The organism is Caballeronia sp. INML1 (assembly GCF_023631085.1).
In the GTDB taxonomy this organism is placed as follows: domain Bacteria; phylum Pseudomonadota; class Gammaproteobacteria; order Burkholderiales; family Burkholderiaceae; genus Caballeronia; species Caballeronia turbans.
On sequence record NZ_JALQDT010000084.1, the window covers coordinates 25,193 to 43,783 of the forward strand.

The 18,591-nt window shown below is 66.6% G+C and carries 13 protein-coding genes and 1 pseudogene; 12 read left to right on the forward strand and 2 right to left on the reverse strand.

What is annotated here, in order from left to right:
- Window positions 1-378 precede the first annotated feature (378 nt).
- From NCR38_RS33035 to NCR38_RS33055, 5 genes are all read left to right on the forward strand, one after another.
- Window positions 379-2,136 carry a thioesterase, FlK family gene (locus NCR38_RS33035; protein ID WP_250478458.1) on the forward strand — a complete coding sequence of 586 codons (1,758 nt, stop codon included), beginning with the start codon at window positions 379-381 and terminating at the stop codon, window positions 2,134-2,136.
- The gene (locus NCR38_RS33040; protein ID WP_250478459.1) at window positions 2,133-2,903 is read left to right on the forward strand and encodes an enoyl-CoA hydratase/isomerase family protein; all 771 of its coding nucleotides are present in this window, start codon (window positions 2,133-2,135) and stop codon (window positions 2,901-2,903) included. The genes NCR38_RS33035 and NCR38_RS33040 overlap by 4 nt, the downstream gene beginning before the upstream one ends.
- The gene (locus NCR38_RS33045; protein ID WP_250478460.1) at window positions 2,900-3,619 is read left to right on the forward strand and encodes an HAD family hydrolase; all 720 of its coding nucleotides are present in this window, start codon (window positions 2,900-2,902) and stop codon (window positions 3,617-3,619) included. Before NCR38_RS33040 ends, NCR38_RS33045 begins: the two co-directional genes overlap by 4 nt.
- Window positions 3,616-4,749: a branched-chain amino acid ABC transporter substrate-binding protein gene (locus tag NCR38_RS33050; protein ID WP_250478461.1), complete on the forward strand. Its 1,134-nt coding sequence runs from the start codon at window positions 3,616-3,618 to the stop codon at window positions 4,747-4,749. Before NCR38_RS33045 ends, NCR38_RS33050 begins: the two co-directional genes overlap by 4 nt.
- A gap of 76 nt (window positions 4,750-4,825) precedes the next feature.
- Window positions 4,826-6,631 carry a sigma-54-dependent Fis family transcriptional regulator gene (locus tag NCR38_RS33055; RefSeq protein WP_250478462.1) on the forward strand — a complete coding sequence of 602 codons (1,806 nt, stop codon included), beginning with the start codon at window positions 4,826-4,828 and terminating at the stop codon, window positions 6,629-6,631.
- A 51-nt stretch (window positions 6,632-6,682) separates the two neighbouring features.
- Here the strand turns inward: NCR38_RS33055 and NCR38_RS33060 are convergent.
- A pseudogene (locus tag NCR38_RS33060) lies at window positions 6,683-7,018 on the reverse strand (dimethylsulfonioproprionate lyase family protein); the annotation flags it as partial.
- Entirely contained in the window at window positions 7,015-7,227 is a 213-nt protein-coding gene (locus NCR38_RS33065) for a hypothetical protein (protein WP_250478463.1), read from the reverse strand. The pseudogene NCR38_RS33060 and the gene NCR38_RS33065, both read right to left, overlap by 4 nt.
- A 202-nt stretch (window positions 7,228-7,429) precedes the next feature.
- Between NCR38_RS33065 and NCR38_RS33070 the strand changes: the two genes are divergently transcribed.
- From NCR38_RS33070 to NCR38_RS33100, 7 genes are all read left to right on the forward strand, one after another.
- The gene (locus tag NCR38_RS33070) at window positions 7,430-9,415 is read left to right on the forward strand and encodes a hypothetical protein (protein WP_284503729.1); all 1,986 of its coding nucleotides are present in this window, start codon (window positions 7,430-7,432) and stop codon (window positions 9,413-9,415) included.
- Between the two features lie 182 nt (window positions 9,416-9,597).
- Complete coding sequence (locus tag NCR38_RS33075) at window positions 9,598-10,545, forward strand: hypothetical protein (protein ID WP_250478465.1); 948 nt, start codon at window positions 9,598-9,600, stop codon at window positions 10,543-10,545.
- A 154-nt stretch (window positions 10,546-10,699) separates the two neighbouring features.
- Window positions 10,700-11,692 (forward strand): pentapeptide repeat-containing protein, encoded by a 993-nt coding sequence (locus NCR38_RS33080; protein WP_250478466.1) that lies wholly within the window; start codon window positions 10,700-10,702, stop codon window positions 11,690-11,692.
- A gap of 64 nt (window positions 11,693-11,756) precedes the next feature.
- Window positions 11,757-12,425, forward strand: coding sequence for a DUF3540 domain-containing protein (locus NCR38_RS33085; protein WP_250478467.1), 669 nt, complete (start codon window positions 11,757-11,759; stop codon window positions 12,423-12,425).
- Window positions 12,426-12,435: 10 nt separating this feature from the next.
- Entirely contained in the window at window positions 12,436-12,831 is a 396-nt protein-coding gene (locus tag NCR38_RS33090; protein ID WP_250478468.1) for a DUF4150 domain-containing protein, read from the forward strand.
- A 134-nt stretch (window positions 12,832-12,965) separates the two neighbouring features.
- Complete coding sequence (locus NCR38_RS33095) at window positions 12,966-15,788, forward strand: type VI secretion system tip protein TssI/VgrG (protein WP_250478469.1); 2,823 nt, start codon at window positions 12,966-12,968, stop codon at window positions 15,786-15,788.
- Window positions 15,789-15,791: 3 nt separating this feature from the next.
- Complete coding sequence (locus NCR38_RS33100; protein WP_250478470.1) at window positions 15,792-18,476, forward strand: DUF2169 domain-containing protein; 2,685 nt, start codon at window positions 15,792-15,794, stop codon at window positions 18,474-18,476.
- The last annotated feature ends 115 nt before the right edge of the window (window positions 18,477-18,591 follow it).

Genomic DNA, 18,591 nt, shown 5'->3' on the forward strand with positions numbered 1-18,591 from the left:
GCTCACGTAGCGCAGATTCGGCAAAAAGTCAGATTCAGTTCGGTCGGGCCGAACCTTCCCCCATTGGGTGCGACTGCACCTCCCGCCGTACCCCCATGCGTGACAATTCGTATTATCAGGAATCGCGCTGAAAATAATTTCGAAAACGTCGAGGCGGCTTTTTGCTTTCCGTTGGTGGTTCGGGGTGGTGTTGACGCCGATGACGGGAAGCTATCACCGTAAAACAATCCGACGACCGTTTCGAATCGCAACGTTAAGAATCTTTCCACCATGCCGACCCGCGGCATCCGCAAACCCGCAAAGCCCCGCCAGCCGGGGCCTTGACGCATTTGGCCCGGCCCTTGCATTAATTGCGCTCCAGACAACCCGGAGCTGCACATGATCGAACGAGGCCGAGCCACCACGCTCACCCATACCGTCACGACCGCGGATCTCGCGTCTGCTCACGCGCAACGCACGGGCGAGCGCTACCCCGACGTGCTGTCCACGCCCGCGCTGCTGTCGCTGATCGAGCGCGCGTGCGCCGAAACACTGCGCGATGCTGTCGGCGAAGGGCAACTGTCCGTCGGCGTGACGACGCATCTTAATCATTTCGCGCCCACGCCGCTCGGCGCCGAAGTCTTCGCGACCGCGACTTTCCGCGACCTCGAAGGCTCGCTGTACTGGTTCGACATTGTCGCTTCCGATGCCGGCGGCCCGGTCGGCACGGCGAGCCACGCGCGCGCCATCGTCGAGCGATGCGCGATCGAAGCGCGCGCCGCGATGACCCGCTCACACGACGAGAGAAGGCACATGGCTGATCATTCCCCGACGCACGGCGTCTTTTTCGACGAAGCGTTCGAAACGCTTCCGCCCGCCGACGTGCGCCGCCAGCAGGACGCGCTCTGGGCATCGCACTGGCCGTATCTGCGCTCGATGTCCGCGTTCTACCGGACCAAGCTCGCGCACTGGACCGGCCGCGACGACATCACGCTCGATACGCTCCAGGACATGCCTTTCACCGAGAAGGACGAGCTGCGCGTGAGCCAGGAAGGCGCGTCGCCGTACGGCAATTACGCCGCGTGCGCGGAAGCCGGCATCGCGCGGCTGCATCGCACGTCGGGCACGACCGGCCGGCCGCTGATTCTCGCCAACAGCGCTCGCGACGCTGCGGACATCGCCCGCGTCGGCGCGCGCTCGATGTGGGCGGCGGGCCTCCGTCCGGACGATCGCGTCGTGCATTGCCTGAACTACTGCATGTGGACGGGCGGCTTCACCGATCACACGATTCTCGAAGCCACCGGTGCGACGGTCGTGCCGTTCGGCGTCGGCAACACGCGGCTCCTGATCGATTCGATCCTCAATCTCGGCATCAACGCGATTTCCTGCACGCCGTCCTATCCCGCGCTGATCGAACAGGTGTTGCGCGAGACCCGCGGCCCCGCGCCGCGCGATCTCCGGCTGAAGCTCGGTCTCTTCGGCGGCGAAGCGGGTCTCGACAATCCCGAACTGCGCGCCGCGATGGAAGAGAAGTGGGGCTTCAAGGTGCGCAATGCGAACTTCGGCCTATCGGAAGTGCTGAGCATTCTTGGCGGACAGACCGACTGGACCCACGATCTGCTTTATCACGCGGCGGACGTGGTGTTCGCCGAGATCGTTGACCCCGAGACGCTCGCGCGTGTGCCGATCGAAGCGGGCACGACAGGCGAGCTCGTTTGCACGCACTTGCGCAAGCAATGTCAGCCGCTCGTGCGCTATCGGACGCGCGACGTCGTCACGGTGACCGCCACCGATCCTGGTCCGGACGGCCGCAGCGCGTGGCGCTTTCGTGTGACGGGCCGCACCGACGACATGTTCAACGTGCGCGGGGTGAACGTGTTTCCGGGCGCGGTGCGGCTCGCGGTCGAGGCGCTGCCGCAATGGGCGTCGGGCATGTTCCGCATCGTGCTGAAAGGGCCGGGTCCGTACGACCGCATCGCGATGACCGTCGAGGCCGCGAACGGCTTGCCCGTCGAGCGCTGGCCGGATGCGGCGCTGCGCATCGAGACGACCGTGCGCGAGCGCATCGGCGCGAGCGCGGCCGTGACCATGGTCCCGTTCGAACACTTTCCGCGCACCGAAGGCAAGACACGCTGGATCGACAAGGAGCCCGCATGAGCTACGTGAAGACAAGCATGGATGGGCCCGTTTGCATCGTGACGCTCGCGCGCCCCGAGCGCATGAACGCGATCGGCGGGCCGCTGCTCGACGATCTGCACGACGCGTTGCAACGCGCGAACGACGACGCGTCGTGCCGCGTGATCGTGCTGACGGGCGAAGGCCGCGCGTTCTGCGCGGGCGACGATCTCAAGGAATTCGGCGAGCAGAGCGCGAGCGATGCGAACATTCGTAGTCACATCGAGCGCATCCAGCGCATCACGCGCGATTTGATGTTCAACGCGAAGCCGGTCGTCGGTGCGGTGCATGGCTTCGCGGTCGGCGGCGGTTTCGAGTGGATGCTCAATTGCGACATCGTCGTGGCGTCGGACGATCTCGTCGCGTTCTTTCCGGAAATGGAGTGGGGCCAGTTCGTGACGGGCGGCGTCACGCATCTGCTGCCGCAATCGGTCGGCCATCAACGCGCGATGGAACTGTGGCTGCTCGGCGAACGGCAAAGCGCGCAGTCGCTGTTGTCGATGGGGCTCGTCAATCGCGTCGTGCCGCGCGCTGCGATGCTCGCCACGGCGATGACGCTGGCGGCGCGCATCGCGCGGAAGTCGCACACGTCGATTGCGCGTCTCAAGCGGACCGTCACCACGGCACTAACGGACACGCTTTCGCGCAGCCTCGAACTCGAATTCGCGGCGACCATCGAGGCCTTCGCGGACCCCGACGCCGCCGAGCGCGTGAAGGCCTTCGCGACGCGCAAGGAGAATGCACGATGAACCCGAAAGCCCTGACCTTCGATTACTTCGGCACGCTCGTCGATGTCGATCGCGGCGGCACGCTCGGCATGACGGAAGTGCTGCGGCGGCTGTCCGTCGAAACCAATGACGCACCGTTCGACATCTATCTCGACTGGGACATCCGCAACGTGCGGCTCTACCGCGGCCAGGCGTACGCGCGTTATCGCGATGTCGCGCAGCAGGCGCTCGCGGCCGTGCTGGATGCGCGCTGGCCCGGCGCGCGCCGTGGCCACACGATGGATGCGCTGACCGATGTGTTCCTCACGCATCTCGTCGAGGCATCGCCCGCGCACGAGGACGCGGCGCCGTTTCTGGACTGGGCCGCGTCGCGCTATCCGCTCATGCCGATCACGAACATGGATAGCGACCTGTGGCGCCGCACGCAGCTCACGCGCTACTTCGAGCACGTGACGACCGCGGAGATGGCGCAGGCGTACAAGCCGTCGCAGGCGATCTTCTCGCTCGCGCTCGACCGCCTCGCGCTGCCCGCGCAGGAGGTGCTGCATTGCTCGCTCGCGAGCTGGGCCGATATCGACGGCGCGAAGCCGCTCGGCATGGCGGTGGCGTGGATCAATCGCGGCGGCGATACGCTCGGCGCGTGGCAGCCGCGTCCGGATTTCGAGTTCGACACGTTGTCGCCGGTACGGGACGTTCTGGATAGTCTGTCATTCACAGCGACTGGGGAAACGATATGAAACCGATGAACATGGCGATTGCGTGCGTCGTATCCGCTGCGATGCTGTGCAGCGTTGTACACGCGCAGCAAGTGGTCAAGATCGGCGTGGCGGGACCGCTCACCGGCAGCGCGGCGCAAAGCGGCAAGGACGACGAGCGCGGCGTGCGCCTCGCCATCGACGAGCTGAACGCGACGGACTTTACGATCGCCGGCAAGCCCGTGAAATTCGAGCTGATCTCGATGGACGATCAGGGCGATCCGAAAGTCGGCGTGAACGTCGCGCAGAAGCTCGTCGACGATGGCGTTTCGGCGGTGATCGGCCATTACAACTCGGGCGTGAGCATTCCGGCGGCGCGTATCTATAACGATGCGCATGTCGTGATGATTACGGGCGCATCGTCGAATCCGGATCTCACGCATCTCGGTTATCGCTACGTGTTTCGCCTCGCCACCAACGACAACGTGATGGGAGGTCGCATGGCGGTCTATGCATCGAAGGTGCTCGGCGCGCAGCGCGCCGCCGTGATCGATGACCGGACCGCATACGGCACGGGCGTCGCCGACGTGTTCATCAAGACCGCGCAGAAGGAGGGCATGCAGGTCGTCGCGCGGGAATACAGCACCGACAAGTCAACCGATTTCAAGGCGATCCTCACGCAGATCAAGTCGCGCAATCCGCAGGTCGTGTTCTACGGCGGCTACTACGCGCAAGCCGCGACGCTCGCGCGGCAGATGGGCGAGCTCGGCGTGAACGCGACGCTCGTCGGCGGCGACGGCATCTGTTCGCCCGAGTTCGACAAGCTCTCGGCGGGCGTCGCCGACAAGCGCATGTTCTGCGCGCAGGGCGGTGCGCCGCTCGACACGCTGCCCGACGGCAAGACGTTCCGCGCGAAGTTCAAGAGCGCGTTCGGCGCCGATGTCGATACTTACGCGCCCGCGTTCTACGCAGCGACGCTCGTGGTCGCCGACGCGATGCAAAAGGCGGGATCAGCGAAACCCGAAGTATTCGTGAAGACGTTGCGCGTTCAGTCGTTCGCGAGCATCCTCGGCCCCGTGAAGTTCGATGCGAACGGTGACTGGATCGATGCGCCGGTCACGGTGTATCGGCTGAACGGCGGCGCGCTGACCGCGATCGCGCAGAAGGACTGATGCGCCACGCGACGCCGGGCGGCGGGATTTTGTCCTGATATATTCGAAGCCGTTGCCCGACCGTTCGCAGGCAGACATGGCCACCGTTGCGCTCGATCCCGACATCGCCACGCTGGAGAGCGCGCTCGCGTCTCCCCGCTGGCGCTTGGCGCGCCGTCTCGCGGCGCGCGAAGCGAAGGCATGCATCTGCACGCTGGATCGCGGCGGCCATGTGCTCGAAGGCGCCGCGCATATCGCCGATGCCACGCTCGATGCGTTCCTCGCGCAGTGTCCGTCGGATCGGCTCGCCGCCCTCGCGGAAGCGGCGACGGCGACATCGGATGGACGGTGCGTGATGCTCTCGTTGCAAGGCGCGGCTGCATCGGTTGCGCAGGCGTTCGCGCTGCGCGTCGATGCGCACGGGCGGCGGGTCTTTCTCGTCGCGTTGCGTTCGCCTTCATCAGATGATCCGACGCCCGCTCCGTGGATCGCGCTGCTCGGCGCGACGCTCGACGTCCTGCTTCACAGCGCCTTTGATCTCGCCGCCTATGACACGCTCGTCGAGGAACAGCGCGCGATCATCGATCATATCGGCGACGGTCTGATGGTCATCGGGCAAGGCCACGTGCTGCGGCACGTCAATTCGGTCGCGGGGCGCATCCTCGGCATCGATCCGAAGACGAGCATCGGCAAGACGCTCAACGAAGTGATCGATTTCGAGCCGATCGTCGGACCGATTTATCGCACGGGCGTGGGCTATGTCGATCGCGAACTGATCATCGATTCGCCGGCGCGGCATCTGCATCTGCTCGACACCGCCATTCCGATCAAGAACCGTTGCGGCGAAGTGGTGTCGGTCGTCAACACGTTTCGCGAGATGCGGCGCGTGCGCAAGATGGCCGGGCGCTACGCGGGCAATCACGCCCGCTTCACGTTCGGTAGCGTGATCGGATCGAGCGCGGGTCTGAAGCGCGCCGTCGATGCCGCGAAGAAGGCGGCGCGCGGCGCATCGAACGTGTTGTTGTCGGGCGAGAGCGGGGTCGGCAAGGAAGTCTTCGCTCAGGCGATCCACAATGCGAGCGCGCGCGCCGCGCAGCCGTTCATCGCGATCAACTGCGCGGCGTTGCCGCATGCGCTGATCGAAAGCGAGCTGTTCGGCCACGCGCCCGGCAGCTTCACCGGAGCGGCGCGCGACGGCCGTCCGGGCAAGTTCGAATCGGCCGATGGCGGCACGGTGTTTCTCGACGAGATATCGGAGCTGCCCATCGACGTGCAGGCGAAGCTGCTGCGCGTGCTGCAAGAGCGCGAAGTCACGCGCATCGGCGATACGCGCGGCATTCCCGTCGATGTGCGCATCATCTGCGCGAGCAATCGTGATCTCGCGTCGATGGTGATCGCGAAGACCTTCCGCGAAGACTTGTACTACCGCTGCAACGTGATCGAAATCACGATTCCGCCGCTTCGCGAGCGTCGCGAGGATATCCGTGCAATGGCGGCATTCTTTCTCGATCGATACTGCACGCGCATGCACAAGCCGACGCCGGAGATCGCGGAAGAGGCATTGCGGCAACTCGAAGCGCACGACTGGCCGGGCAATGTGCGCGAGATCGAAAATCTCGTCGAGAAGATCGTCAATTTCAATGAGGGCGAGCGTATCGCGGATGTGTCGTCGCTTCTCGGCAGTGCGCCTGTCGCGCAGACGGGCCGCGCGTCGCCGGACAATCTTGGCGCGCCGGTTTCGCTGAAGGAAGCGGAACGCATCGCGATACAGGCCGCGCTCGAAGCGTGCGGCTTCAATGTGACGAACTGCGCGAAGCTGCTGCAGGTGTCGAAGCCCGCACTCTACGCGAAGATGAAGCGGCATGGGATTCGTATTGAGAGGGCGATACGTGCGCCGGATTGAGGATCGCCAGTCGCCGTCTTTCGTCAGCAGCGACCAGACGGCGAGAAAGGGCACGGAACCGGCTCGCATCGCATGCGGATTATTGCGAACGTTATGAATGCCGCCGCCCATGCCCGGATCGATCCATTCGCCGTCGTCCTGCCGGAGTTCACCGGGCGTGAAGAGCACGTAGGCGGTGTCGTCGTCGATGAAGGGCGCAAGCGTGGCGTCGAGCCACTCGCATGCGGGATAGCGCGTCTGGGGCCGAACGCCATCGTCGGATGGTGTCTGCAGCCGCTCGAACACGCGCGCGGCGACGCGGCATTCGCCTTCCGGCAGTTTCTCCGACTGAAACAGCTTTTCCGCAATGGCGATGAAAGCCGCCACGTTCTCCGCACGGCGATTCATAAGAGCTTCCCCGCGACCAGGTGCTTCGGAAGACCATGCTGATTTTTTGCCGTTCGTGGATCGGTCTCGCCAAGAACATGTTGCAGTTCAGCTTGCGGAGCTAGACGTCGACGGTCTTGCGAGCGTCGAGGAGCCTGTTCGCCGCGCGCCGCGCCCATTTCCCCGAAAAGCCGCTGCTTTTCGAGTCTGATCGCAGGATCGGCTTTCATACGCTTCCCTTACGCTGGCGACGTCGATGCAAGGCTTTGCGAAGCCGCATCCGTATGTCACACGCCGTGCCTGCGGCGCGCAAATTCCAACGAAAAGGTCATCGTGAAGCCCATTCTTTCCACCGTCGCGGCGGGTGCGGCGTTTTCCCTGTTTCTTTCCGCGTGCGGCGGCTCGACGCCGTCCACGTCGGGCGGCGTGTATATGGGTCCGGTTGCGAACGCATCCGTGACCGCGCACGAGATCTCCGCCGACGGCACGGTGTCCGACAAACCCGCCGCCGTCGCCACCACCGATAGCGACGGCACGTTCAGCCTGCGCGGCACGCTGCGCTATCCGCTGCTCGTGCGCGTGACGGGCGGCAGCTTCGAGGAGGAAGCGAATGGAACGGCCACGAGCCTCTCCGGCGAACTCGACGCGGTCTATCTCAGCGCGCCGTCGCAGATGGTCGTATCCGCGTACTCGAACGCGGTCGTCGCCGATGCGCGCGCCGCGGGCGGCCTCGTCGCGGGCCATATCGCCGCGGCGATGGCGCGCGTGAACGCGTTCGCCGGCGATATCGACGTGCAGCAGACGACGCCGACGCTCGTCGCGATGGGCACGGCGTCGGCGGTCACGGACGGCGCGAAGATGGCGCTCGCCCTCGGCGCGGAATCCGAAAGCCGCACTACCGACGGCAGTTCCATCGATGCGAGCACGCAGGACATCGTCGCGCAGGCCGCCAACGGCGACACGCTGACTTCGTGCCACGCGGGCGCGGGCAATGTCGCCGCCGACGGCACGCTCGGCGCGCCCGACGGCGGCAACTGCTCGATCACGGCGGGCGCGTCGATGCACATGTCGAACCCGCGCAACCGCTCGGGCATCACGTCGGTCGCGCAACTGGAGCCGGTGATGCCGGGCGCGATCCAGACGGCGAAGGGCAGCGCGTCGACGTGCGGCGACCGCATCGCCTTGCTGAACGACAACCTCGCGCTCTTCGAAGGCCGCAGGAACGACGTGCAGGCGAAGCTCACCGGCAATATGACGAAGACCAACTGGTCGACCTTCCAGACGACGAGCAGCTGGGGCCCGCTCGCCGGCCAGTACGGCGCGATCGAGCCGCCCGCCGGATGCACGGACATCGCCATGTTCCAGCGCGAACTCGTGATCGCAGTCGAAAATTACTGGGTCGATCAGAATGTCAACTATTGCCATCACCACGTTCCGGGCTGGCTGCCGCCGGACGATTCGTCGTCGGCCGATCCGAGGTATCGCAATTCGTCGAAGGGCAGCACGTCGGGCGAGAAGAGCAGTTCGACGCAGAAGTACGGCATGACCTGCACCGCGCAGCGCAGCGGCATCGACGGCTCGCAGATCGTTCAGCACCAGGGCGAAGCGAGCGCGCAGGCCTTGCCGCCCGCGCAGATTCAATGGCACGGCGTGGACTGCTCCGACTTCACCGCGTGGGTCTACAACTTCGCGGGACTGACCACGGACAACCGCGAAGTCGAAACCGGCATCACCACGCAGGCGTGCATGACGCCCGCCGGCGCGGCGAGCACGCCCAAATGGGCCGGTCCGCAACAGACGGGCGTGCTGCTCGACATCAATCACGGCAACTTCGACGACACGTCGAAGCACCTGCTGCCGGGCGATCTGCTGTACATCACGGTCGCGCCGCCGAAGGTCAACAACGTGACGGTTCCGGAGACGGCAACCTGCACCATCGCGCTGTCGCATGTCGTGACCTGGACGGGGAAGAAGTGGTCCGAGCTGCGCAACGGGCCGGAAGGCTGGCGCTACGATCCGGCGCACATCGGCGAGCCGGGTTCGCGTCTCGGCGGCGATCTCGCCTACATCCTCAACGATAACGACGTGCTGCACGCGCTGAAGACGCTCGATCCGTACATGATCATCGACAGCCATTACGCGGGGCCGGCGTATCGGCCGTTCTACGGGTGGTACCGCGGCAGCGTGTCGAACGTGCGGCGCATCATCGGCGCGGACGAAGCGCGCGCGAATCCGCAACTCGCGGATCTGATCATCGAGCAACAGCCGTCGATGGCGCGTCCCGCCGCCAGGGGCACGCTCGGTCAGATCGTACTGGCGTCGAAGCACGGTCTCGCGAACGGCGGATACCGCCTCGCCTACACGCAAGGCAGCAACGGCGCGCTCGCGAGCTGCCAGCGGGTCGGTGTCGCGAAATAAGCGCGAGGTTAGCGAACAGCCGGCGCCGAGCAAGCGCGATGCAACGCGCGATGCAAAACACGCGGCGCGGCAAAGCCACGAATAGTCGCCTCTTTGGCGCTCTGCTCGGAGCTTTGGCCGCGCCGCGCATGGCTACACTGCGACGTACTCGAACCGGCGCGACACAACAACAAGGAACGGCGATGGCCGACGCTGTGGATCATTATTTCGTGGGCTTGACACAGCAGATTTCGGCTGGCGGACTCGCGCGACTGCGCGGTCATGGCGCGCCCACGATGCCGGCGTCGGTCGTCTATCCGGTCGGCGCGCGTTTCAGGCATTTCGTCGGGCCGCTGGTCACGCTGCTGACGAGCGACGCGCGCGTGCGCGAAGTCGTGCTGCGCCCCGTGCTCGGGCGGTATGGATCGAGTCAGGAACTATCCGTCGGTCTCGAAGTGAAAGCCGAAGCGGGCTTCGACGCCGCAAGGCTCGCCGCGAGCGTGTTCTCGCTCGCGAACGGCGCGGCGCAGACCGATGCTTTCGTCGGCCGCGTGCTGCCGCCGGGCGAGTGGACCGACAACGCGCGTCCCGGCCTCACGGTCATGTTCAAGGTGCCCACGCGCATCGCGGATACGGTCGAACTCGTGCGCCAGATCGTCGGCTTTCCCGGCGAAGGCTGGGCGATCGACGGTTTCACGATGATTCCCTCGGCCGATAGCCGCATCGGCATCGTGCAGGGTTTGCGCTACATCTTCCTTCCCGAAATCAGCGTCCGATGGGACGCCGGCCTGCGCGAGCGCCTCGGCGCGAACGAAAGCGAGATCGACGTGATCCTGCTCGATCAGGCGACGCGCATCGGACGTCTGTGCAAGCTGCTCGTGCAGGACGAGACCATCGAGGCCGCGTGGCTGAGCTGGTTCGACATCATGGTGGCGGGCATCGAGGACTACCGCGAGGTCATCGCCACGCTGATGGCGGAGCAGGGCGCGCGCACGGCCGATCCCAAATCCATGACGCGCATGGCCTTTTCCGAAATCCTGGAACTGACGAGCGCGAGCGTGCTGCAAAAGCGCCTGGCGTTTCTCGGCCACGGCGGCGCACGGCAGGACGAGACGGCACGCGCGGACATCGTGCCGGGCGTCGCCGCGTGAACGGCTCCGGTTACATCCGTAACGCAGCCGCCGGACATTGCAACACGGCGGTAGCACCGTCGCGCGAGACTCACGCAGAAGCAACAACGACGGAGCAAGCGATGAAAGCAACAGGCAGGCAAGGCAAAGCGCGCCGCACGCGGAGAAAGGCAGCATGACGCCGGAGCAGCTCAGGAACGCGCTCGCCCGCGACCGGCAGATCGCCGATATCGATCTGAGCGGCATTGATCTGTCCGGTCAGGACTTGTCCGGAAGCCGCTTCACGAATGTCTCGCTAGCGGGCGCGAATCTGTCGGGCGCGATGCTCGCCGGCGCGGAATTCCAAAAGGTCGCACTGTCCGGCGCGAATCTGACGCGCGCGCAGGCCGCGGGCGCGACATTCACGCGCGTCGATCTGCGCGCAGCGAATGCGCAGGACGCGGACTTTTCCGGCGCACATTTCAACGCCTGCGATTGCAACGCGAGCTCGTTCGCCGGGGCGCGGCTCATTCGCGCCGATGCCTACGGCAGCGTATTCGCCGGAACGGACTTCTCGCGCGCGACGCTCGTTCGCTGGACCGCGATGAACACCGATCTCGCGAGCGCCAAGCTGGCGGGCGCGTCGTTGCGCAATGCTTATCTAAAGGGCGCGAACCTTCGCGGCCATGATCTGCGGACGTGCGACCTGACCATGACGATTCTCGACGCCGCGCAACTGCAAGGCGCGAATCTCGGCGGGCTCGCGCTGGACCGCACGAGTTTCATCGATGCGCAACTCGACGGCGCAATGCTGGCCGGCGTGAAAGGCCAGTACACGGCGCTGCTCGGCGCGCGGCTCGCGCAGGCCGACTTGCAGGGCGCGCGCTTCGATTTATCGGATGCGAGCGGGGCGGATTTTTCCGACGCACGCGCCGATGGCGTGCACTGGGACCGCTCGGTATTGAAGAAGGCGACGTGGCGGCGCGCATCGCTGAAAGCCGCGCGGTTCGTGAACTGCGAGCTGTCTCATGCGGATTTTTCCGAGGCGGACGGCTCCCGCGCGGATTTGAGCGGCTCCAACGCACACGCGCTGAAACAGGAACGCACGCGCTGGGACGGCGCGAACCTGAGCAACGTGCGTCCCACGGACGACCTGCTGTTGCAGGCCGAAGAGTGGCGCGCCCGATGACGCGCCCGGCAGAGCGGACGCGGCAAACACGACTCGACACACGACTCGACAGGCGGAACGAACCATGAAGCAAACCAATCTGGTCCCGATGATGCGGGCGAGCAACGACGAAGCGGCCAGTCTCGTCTACGCGACCGTGACCGGGCGCGCGGGACAGTGGTACTTCCTGAGCGCAGCCGATGGCTCTCTGGAGCGCGCGCTGCGCGCGGATAGCTGCCTCGTCGAGCCGGATTGCGGCGATTCCGTGCTGGTCTGCCGCGCCGGCGCAAACGTCGCGGCTTACGTGCTGGCGGTGCTGGCGCGCGCGGTCCCGGACAGCGCCGATCTGCTGCTGCCGGGCGGCGTCGCGCTGCACGCGGCGCAAGGCGGGCTGCGGATCGACGCCGCGCGCATCCGCATGAACGCGACGTCGGAGGTGGCCATCGGTGCGCCGCGCGTGGCCGTGGAGGGCGTGATCGGCGATCTCGCCTTCGACCGGATGAACGCGTCGATTCGCGAGACGCAGGCGCGCTTCGGCATCGTGCGGACGGTCGCGCGGGAGATGACATCGACGGTGGAGCGGCTGGTGCAAAAGGCGCGCACGAGTTTCCGCTGGACCGAAGACGTCGACGAAACGCGCGCCGGCCGCGTGCGGATGCAGGTCGAGGAGCGGCTGCACATCACCGCGCAGCACGCGAGCGTGCTGGCCGAGGGCCATGTGCGTATCGACGGCGAAAAAATCGATCTCGGCTAAGGGGAACACCATGTTCGCAGTCACCAAACAGGCCGGGCAGTGCATGGGCGCGCCCGACGTCTGCAAGACGCCCGCGCCGCCCGCACCGCCCGTGCCGATTCCCTATCCGAACATCGGGATGCCGATGCTCGGCAATCCGGCGACGACCAAGGTGATGATCGGCGGGATGCCGGCGCTGACGACCGCATCGCAGATTTCCATGAGCGACGGCGATCAGGCCGGCGTGGCGGGCGGCGTCGTATCGAATCAGGTGATGGGGCCGGTCGCCTTCCCGCTCGGCAGCGTCTGCGTGATGCTCGAAGGCGCGCCCGCCGTGCGGCTCGGCGACATGACGCAGCACAACGACGGCAATATCGTCGGCTCGGTGGTGGCGCCGAGCCAGGCGATCGTCATGGTAATGAGCTGAGGCTCGCGCACACATGAAACGGCCATGCGAACGCCCGGAACCTGCGGCAGTGAAGGACGCGCGGCGCGACCAAGCGAGCGGCGCGCGACGCCGCGGGGCTGTTCGAACCCAAAAAAGCCTGTGAGGAAAGCATTGTGAATGCACCGTCTGACAACGTACTCGCGAATCGGCGCTTCGATTTCCGATCCGCCGCGCACGATGCCGGCAAGTTCGCCGTCGTCGAAATGGAAGGCTTCGAGGCGATCTCGCAGCCCTTCCGCTTCACGCTGACCCTCGTGTCGGAAGATGCGTCGATCGATTTCGACGCCATGCTCAGGCATCCCGCGACGTTCGTCATCTATCCGCCCGATGGCCGCGACAACGTGCCGTATCACGGCGTGCTGGCCGAATTCGACCAGTTGCATCGTGCGGACGGCTACGTGTTCTATCGCGCCGTGCTGGTGCCGCGTCTATGGCGGCTGTCGCTGTATCGCATCTCCGAGGTGTATCTCGACGAACAGCCGATTCCCGCCACGCTCGAGCGCGTGCTGAAGGACAGCCAGTTCACCGACAGCGATTACGCTTTCCGCCTGAGCGGCAATTTCGAGCGCAACGGCGCGTACCGGCCGCGCAGCTTCGTCTGTCAGTACGAGGAGACGCATCTTGATTTCGTGTCGCGCTGGCTCGAAAACGAAGGCATGTATTACTACTTCGATCACGACGCGGGCGGGCAACTGATCGTCGTCGATGACCGCATCATGCACGACGCGAACGCGGTGCAAGTCGACTATCGTCCCGACGACGAGATGGACACCGGCGTCTCCGGGCGCTCCGTGCGCGACTTCGTGAGCCGCCAGAAGCCCTTGCCCAAGGAAGTGATCCTGCAGGAGTTCAATCATCGCAAGGCGGCGGTGCCGCTGAAGATCGTCGAAACCGTATCGGACGACGGGCTCGGCCAGGTCATGCTCTACGGCGAGAATTTTCGCGGCGAGACCGAAGGCCGGCGCTACGCGAAACTGCGCGCGCAGGCGCTCGTCTGCCAGGGCCGCGTGTTTTCGGGCGAGGCGACGGCGGTCGGGCTGCGCAGCGGCTACTTCGCGCGGCTCGCGGGCCATTACCGGCAGGATTTCAACGACACCTATCTCATCACGGAGATTCATCACCGGGGCACGCAGGCGGGCGCGCTGCTGGCCGGCGCCAGTGGCGCGCGCGGCGAGACGTCGTATCGCAACAGTTTTCGCGCGATTCCCGCGAACGTGCAGTTCCGGCCGCAGCGCGCGACGTCCAAGCCGCGCGTGGCCGGCACGATGACCGCGTTCATCGACAGCGAAGGTTCGGGCCAGTACGCGGAGCTCGACGAGTTCGGTCAGTACAAGGTGCAACTGCCGTTCGATCTGACCGACAAGAATCCCAACAAGGGCTCCGCGCGCGTGCGCATGGCGACGCCCTATGCGGGCAGCGACCACGGCATGCACTTTCCGCTGCACAAGGGCGCCGAGGTGCTGCTGTCCTTCACCGACGGCGATCCGGACCGGCCCGTGATCGTCGGCGCGGTGCCGAATTCGGAGAATCCAAGCGTCGTCGAACAGGCGAGCGCGCACGAGAACCGCATCAGCACGGCGGGCGGCAACATGCTGCATATGGGCGACAGCGAAGGCAAGGAAGTCATGTGGCTGCATTCGCCGTTCCATAACAGCACGATCGGCATAGGCTCGATCGATCCGAAAGGCGGCGGCAGCATCTGGAGCAGCACGGCGGGCAACAGCGAAACCGTCACGCTCGGCACGACCAACGCGACGAGCGTCGGCGGCAAGAACACGTTGACGGTCGGCGCGGCGACGACGCTGTCGGCGGCCGTCAACAACAATGCGACGCTCGGCGCGACGCTTGCGATGTCGGCGGGCATGAGCGTCACGTGGAACGGCGTGTTCGCCGGGCTGCCCAACGCGGCGGCGGTGGGCGGGATCGCCGGGGCGGCGGCGGGCGGCGCGGGACTCGGGGCGCTCGCCGCGACATCGGGCGGCGGGGCATCGTCGATTGCGGGCAATACCGTCGCCGGCGCGGCGATCGGCGGTCTCATGGGCGCGGCGGCGGGCGCGTCGGGCGCGGGCTCGTGGCTGTCGCCATCGGTGCAGTCGCTGACCATCGACGATTCGACCGGCATCACGCTCAATCAGAAGCAGAACCAGCGCGCGGTGGAGAAAGTGACGCTGTCCGGCGGCCAGTTGCCGCTCGTCACGGCGACCGTGAACACGGTGAAGACGGGCGTCAAGATCGCGGCCAGCACCGCGCTCGCCGCGCAGGCGGCGCTCGCGATCGCCTCGACCTACAAGGCGTATCAGAGCGACGGCGCGAAAGCCGGCGCGTGGACGCCCAACACGACCGGGCTGCTGGACGCGCAGTACGCGCTCGCCGGGGCCGAGGCGCTCGGCGTCTATGGCTTCATGCAGTACGCGGCGCGATCGCTCGCCACGACGCTCAACACCGAAGCCGCCTACGTGAGCAACGTCACGCTCGACGACAAGGGCGTCAATCTCGGCGTCGGTCTCGCGGGCGTGGGCGCGAAGCTCGCGATGTCGACGCCCGATCTCGGCGCGAACGCGAGCGTCGCCATGACCGTGGGGCCGGCGGGCTCGCTCGCGAAGCTGTCGATGTCCGCGGCGGGCATCGCGATGACCACGCCGGCGAAATTCGGCGCCACCGGCAGCGATGTCGCGATCACCGGAGTCGCCACGACGACGATCAAGGCGCCGGCCGTCACCGTCGAGGCGGCGGCAGACCTGGCGCTCAAGGCTATCGGCAAGGCGAACCTGAGCGGCGCTTCCGTGTCGGCGCAGGCAACCGCCGATGTCGAGATCAACGCCGCGGGCAAGGCCGTGCTGCGCGGCCTCGGATCGACGACCGTGAGCGGCGCCACGGTGCTCCTGTACGCCGATTCCTGGGTGGCCTGCACCGGCAAACTGATCCAGTTGGGCTGAACGATGAAAGTCCTGAAATCGCTCGATATGGCGCTGCTCTACCGCGCCTTCCGTTTCGCGCGGCGCGACTCGCTTGCGCTGAGCCTGATGGCGTGTTTCCGCTTCGACGCGCCCGGCGGGATCGACGGTCTCGTGCCGGAAAACGAAGTCTGGGCGCTGGTCGAGCAGGCGCTCGGCAACGACGGAATGCTCGATCAGGGCTATCCGAAGCCGGCGGGCGAATATCTCGTCTACGGCGCGGCCTGCGCGCCGCTCGGCAGCGAGGTCGAGCAGATGCGCGTGAGCGTGCGTGTGGGCGAGCTCGCGAAAACGCTCGTCGTCAGCGGCGAGCGGCACTTCGGCGTCGGCGGATTGCCCTCGCGGCCAGCGCCGTATGCGCGCATTCCGATCGTCCCGGCGACGGCGTTCGGCGGGGCGGGCTGGACGGCGAATCCGTCCGGCAAGGGATGGGTATCGCCCGGGCAGGACGGCGGCGCGCGTCTGGCGCTGCCGAACGTCGAATACGAAACGCGGCGGATGCTCGGCCGCGCCGATTGTCCCGACCCGGCGGGCTTCTGGGCGTTCGATCCGATGTCGCCGCAGCGCCAGCAGTATCTCGGCGCGTGCGATGAACGCTGGCTCGCGACCGACTGGCCGCATCTGCCCGCCGACACGCGCGAGCAGTTCTTCATGAGCGCGCCGTCCGATCAATGGCGCGCGTCCGGCTATTTCGCCGGCGACGAGACGTTCGAGATTCAGGGCATGGATGCGCGTCGTCCGCTGTTGCGCGGCCAGTTGCCGGGCTTGCGCGCGCGCTGCTTCGTGTACGGCCGGGCGTCCGATGCGGCGTCCGATTCAGCGGTCGTGCGCGAACTCGACGCGCGGGCGGACACGGTCTGGCTGTTTCCCGAGCTCGGATGCGGGATGGTTCTGTATCGCGCGCTCGCCGCCGTCACCGATTCCGACGCGAGCGACGTCACGCACATGCTGGCCGCGTGGGAACCGATGGCATCGGCGCCGTTGCCGTTCGAGCATTATCGCGACGAGTTGCTGGCCAGCCTGACCAAAGCCGCCGACGCGACGCCCGCCGAACCGGCCGCGCCGATCGCCGCAAGCACGGCGGCGGCAACGGCGCCCGCCGCGCTGTCCGTCCCGGCGATGCCCGCGCCGATCACAGAGGAAGCGGCGCAAGAACTGGCTCAGGTCCAGACGATGACCGCGGACCTGAACCGTCAGACCGACGCCTTCATGAACAGGCACGGACTGACCGCGAAGGATCTCGAACCGTTCCTGAAGGTCGAGGAGCCGCCGGCTCCGGTGAGCCTCGCCGAAATCGAGCGCATGACCGCGGCGCAGAACGCGCGCACGCGTGCGTTCATGCAGACGCACGGCCTGAGCGACGCGGACCTCGCGCCGCTTCTGAAGGCCGCCGACCCGGGACCGGAGCCGAACCTCGCCGACTTGCCGTCGATGGCGGCGAGGATGCAGGACGCCACGCGCGAAATGCTGAAGCAGGCCGGCATGAGCGAGGGCGAGGTGAACGGCTGGCTGGCGTCGAATCCGGCAACCGCGGATCTCGCCGCGCTGCCGCAGCCCGGCACGCCGCTGCCTTCCGTCGATCCGTCCGCGCTCGCGGCGCTGGCGGCGCTGCCGGCAACACCCGCCATGCCGGACGCGCCCGACTTGTCCGCGCCGCCGTTGCCGCAGCCGCCGACGGCGCAACTGACGCGCGAGCAGGTGATCGCGCGGCACGCGGCGCGCGAGAGCCTCGCCGGCTACGATCTGTCCGGCCTCGATCTGTCCGCGCTCGATTTGTCCGGCGCGGATTTTTCGGCGGCGCTGCTCGAAAAGACCTCGTTCGCGAAGAGCGCGCTGCAACGCGCGAAGTTCAGCCAGGCGCTGCTCCGGGAGACGGATTTCAGCGGCGCGGATTTGCAGGATGCCGAACTGATGGACACGAGCGGCGGCGGCGCAAAGTTCACCGACGCCGATCTGCGCGCCGCGAACCTGACGGGCGGCGATTTCTCGATGGCCGATTTCAGCGCCGCGCGGCTCGGCGCGGCACGGCTCGGCCGCGCGCTCTTCAACAAGGCGAAGATGGCGGGCGCGGATGCATCGGCATGTCATGCGCAGGAAACCCACTTCGATGCCGGCGATCTGACCGGCGCGAACTTCCGTGGCGCGGCACTGGATCGTGCGACATTCCGCGAAAGCGTGCTGAACGGCGGCAACTTCGAAGGCGCGCGCTGCGAGCAGACGGTCTTCCACGGCGCACAGGCGCGGCAGGCAACGTTCGCCGGCGCGAACCTGGGCGCATCGCGCGCGCAGTCGGCGTGCTTCGACGGCGCGCAACTGGCGGGCGCGAACCTCGTCCGCGGGAACTGGCAGGGCGCGCAACTGCGCGGCGCGAATCTGGAGCGCGCGTTGCTGGACGATGCCGATTTCAGCAACGCGCAAGCCGCGACGGCGATCTTCCGGCGCGCGCTGGCGCCAGGCGCGAAGTTCGCGAAGGCCGATCTCAGCGGCGCCGATCTGACCGCGATCAACCTGTTCAAAGGTTCGCTGCGCAAGGCGAGGCTCGACGGCGCGCTGCTCCGGCACGCGAATCTGTACGGCGTCAATTTCGACGAGACGCAACCGACCCTCGCGATGGTCGAAGGCTCGAACATCGAGCGGACGATCCTCAAGTACCGGCCGCCGGCCGTCTGATGCGAAGCCCCGAACACTCGCCTCTTTGGCGCTTATTTCGAGGCATCGGACGCGCGGCGGCTCGCTACACTCTTGCCGATGTTTCCGATCGGCCGGAAGCACGAGAACAACCGAA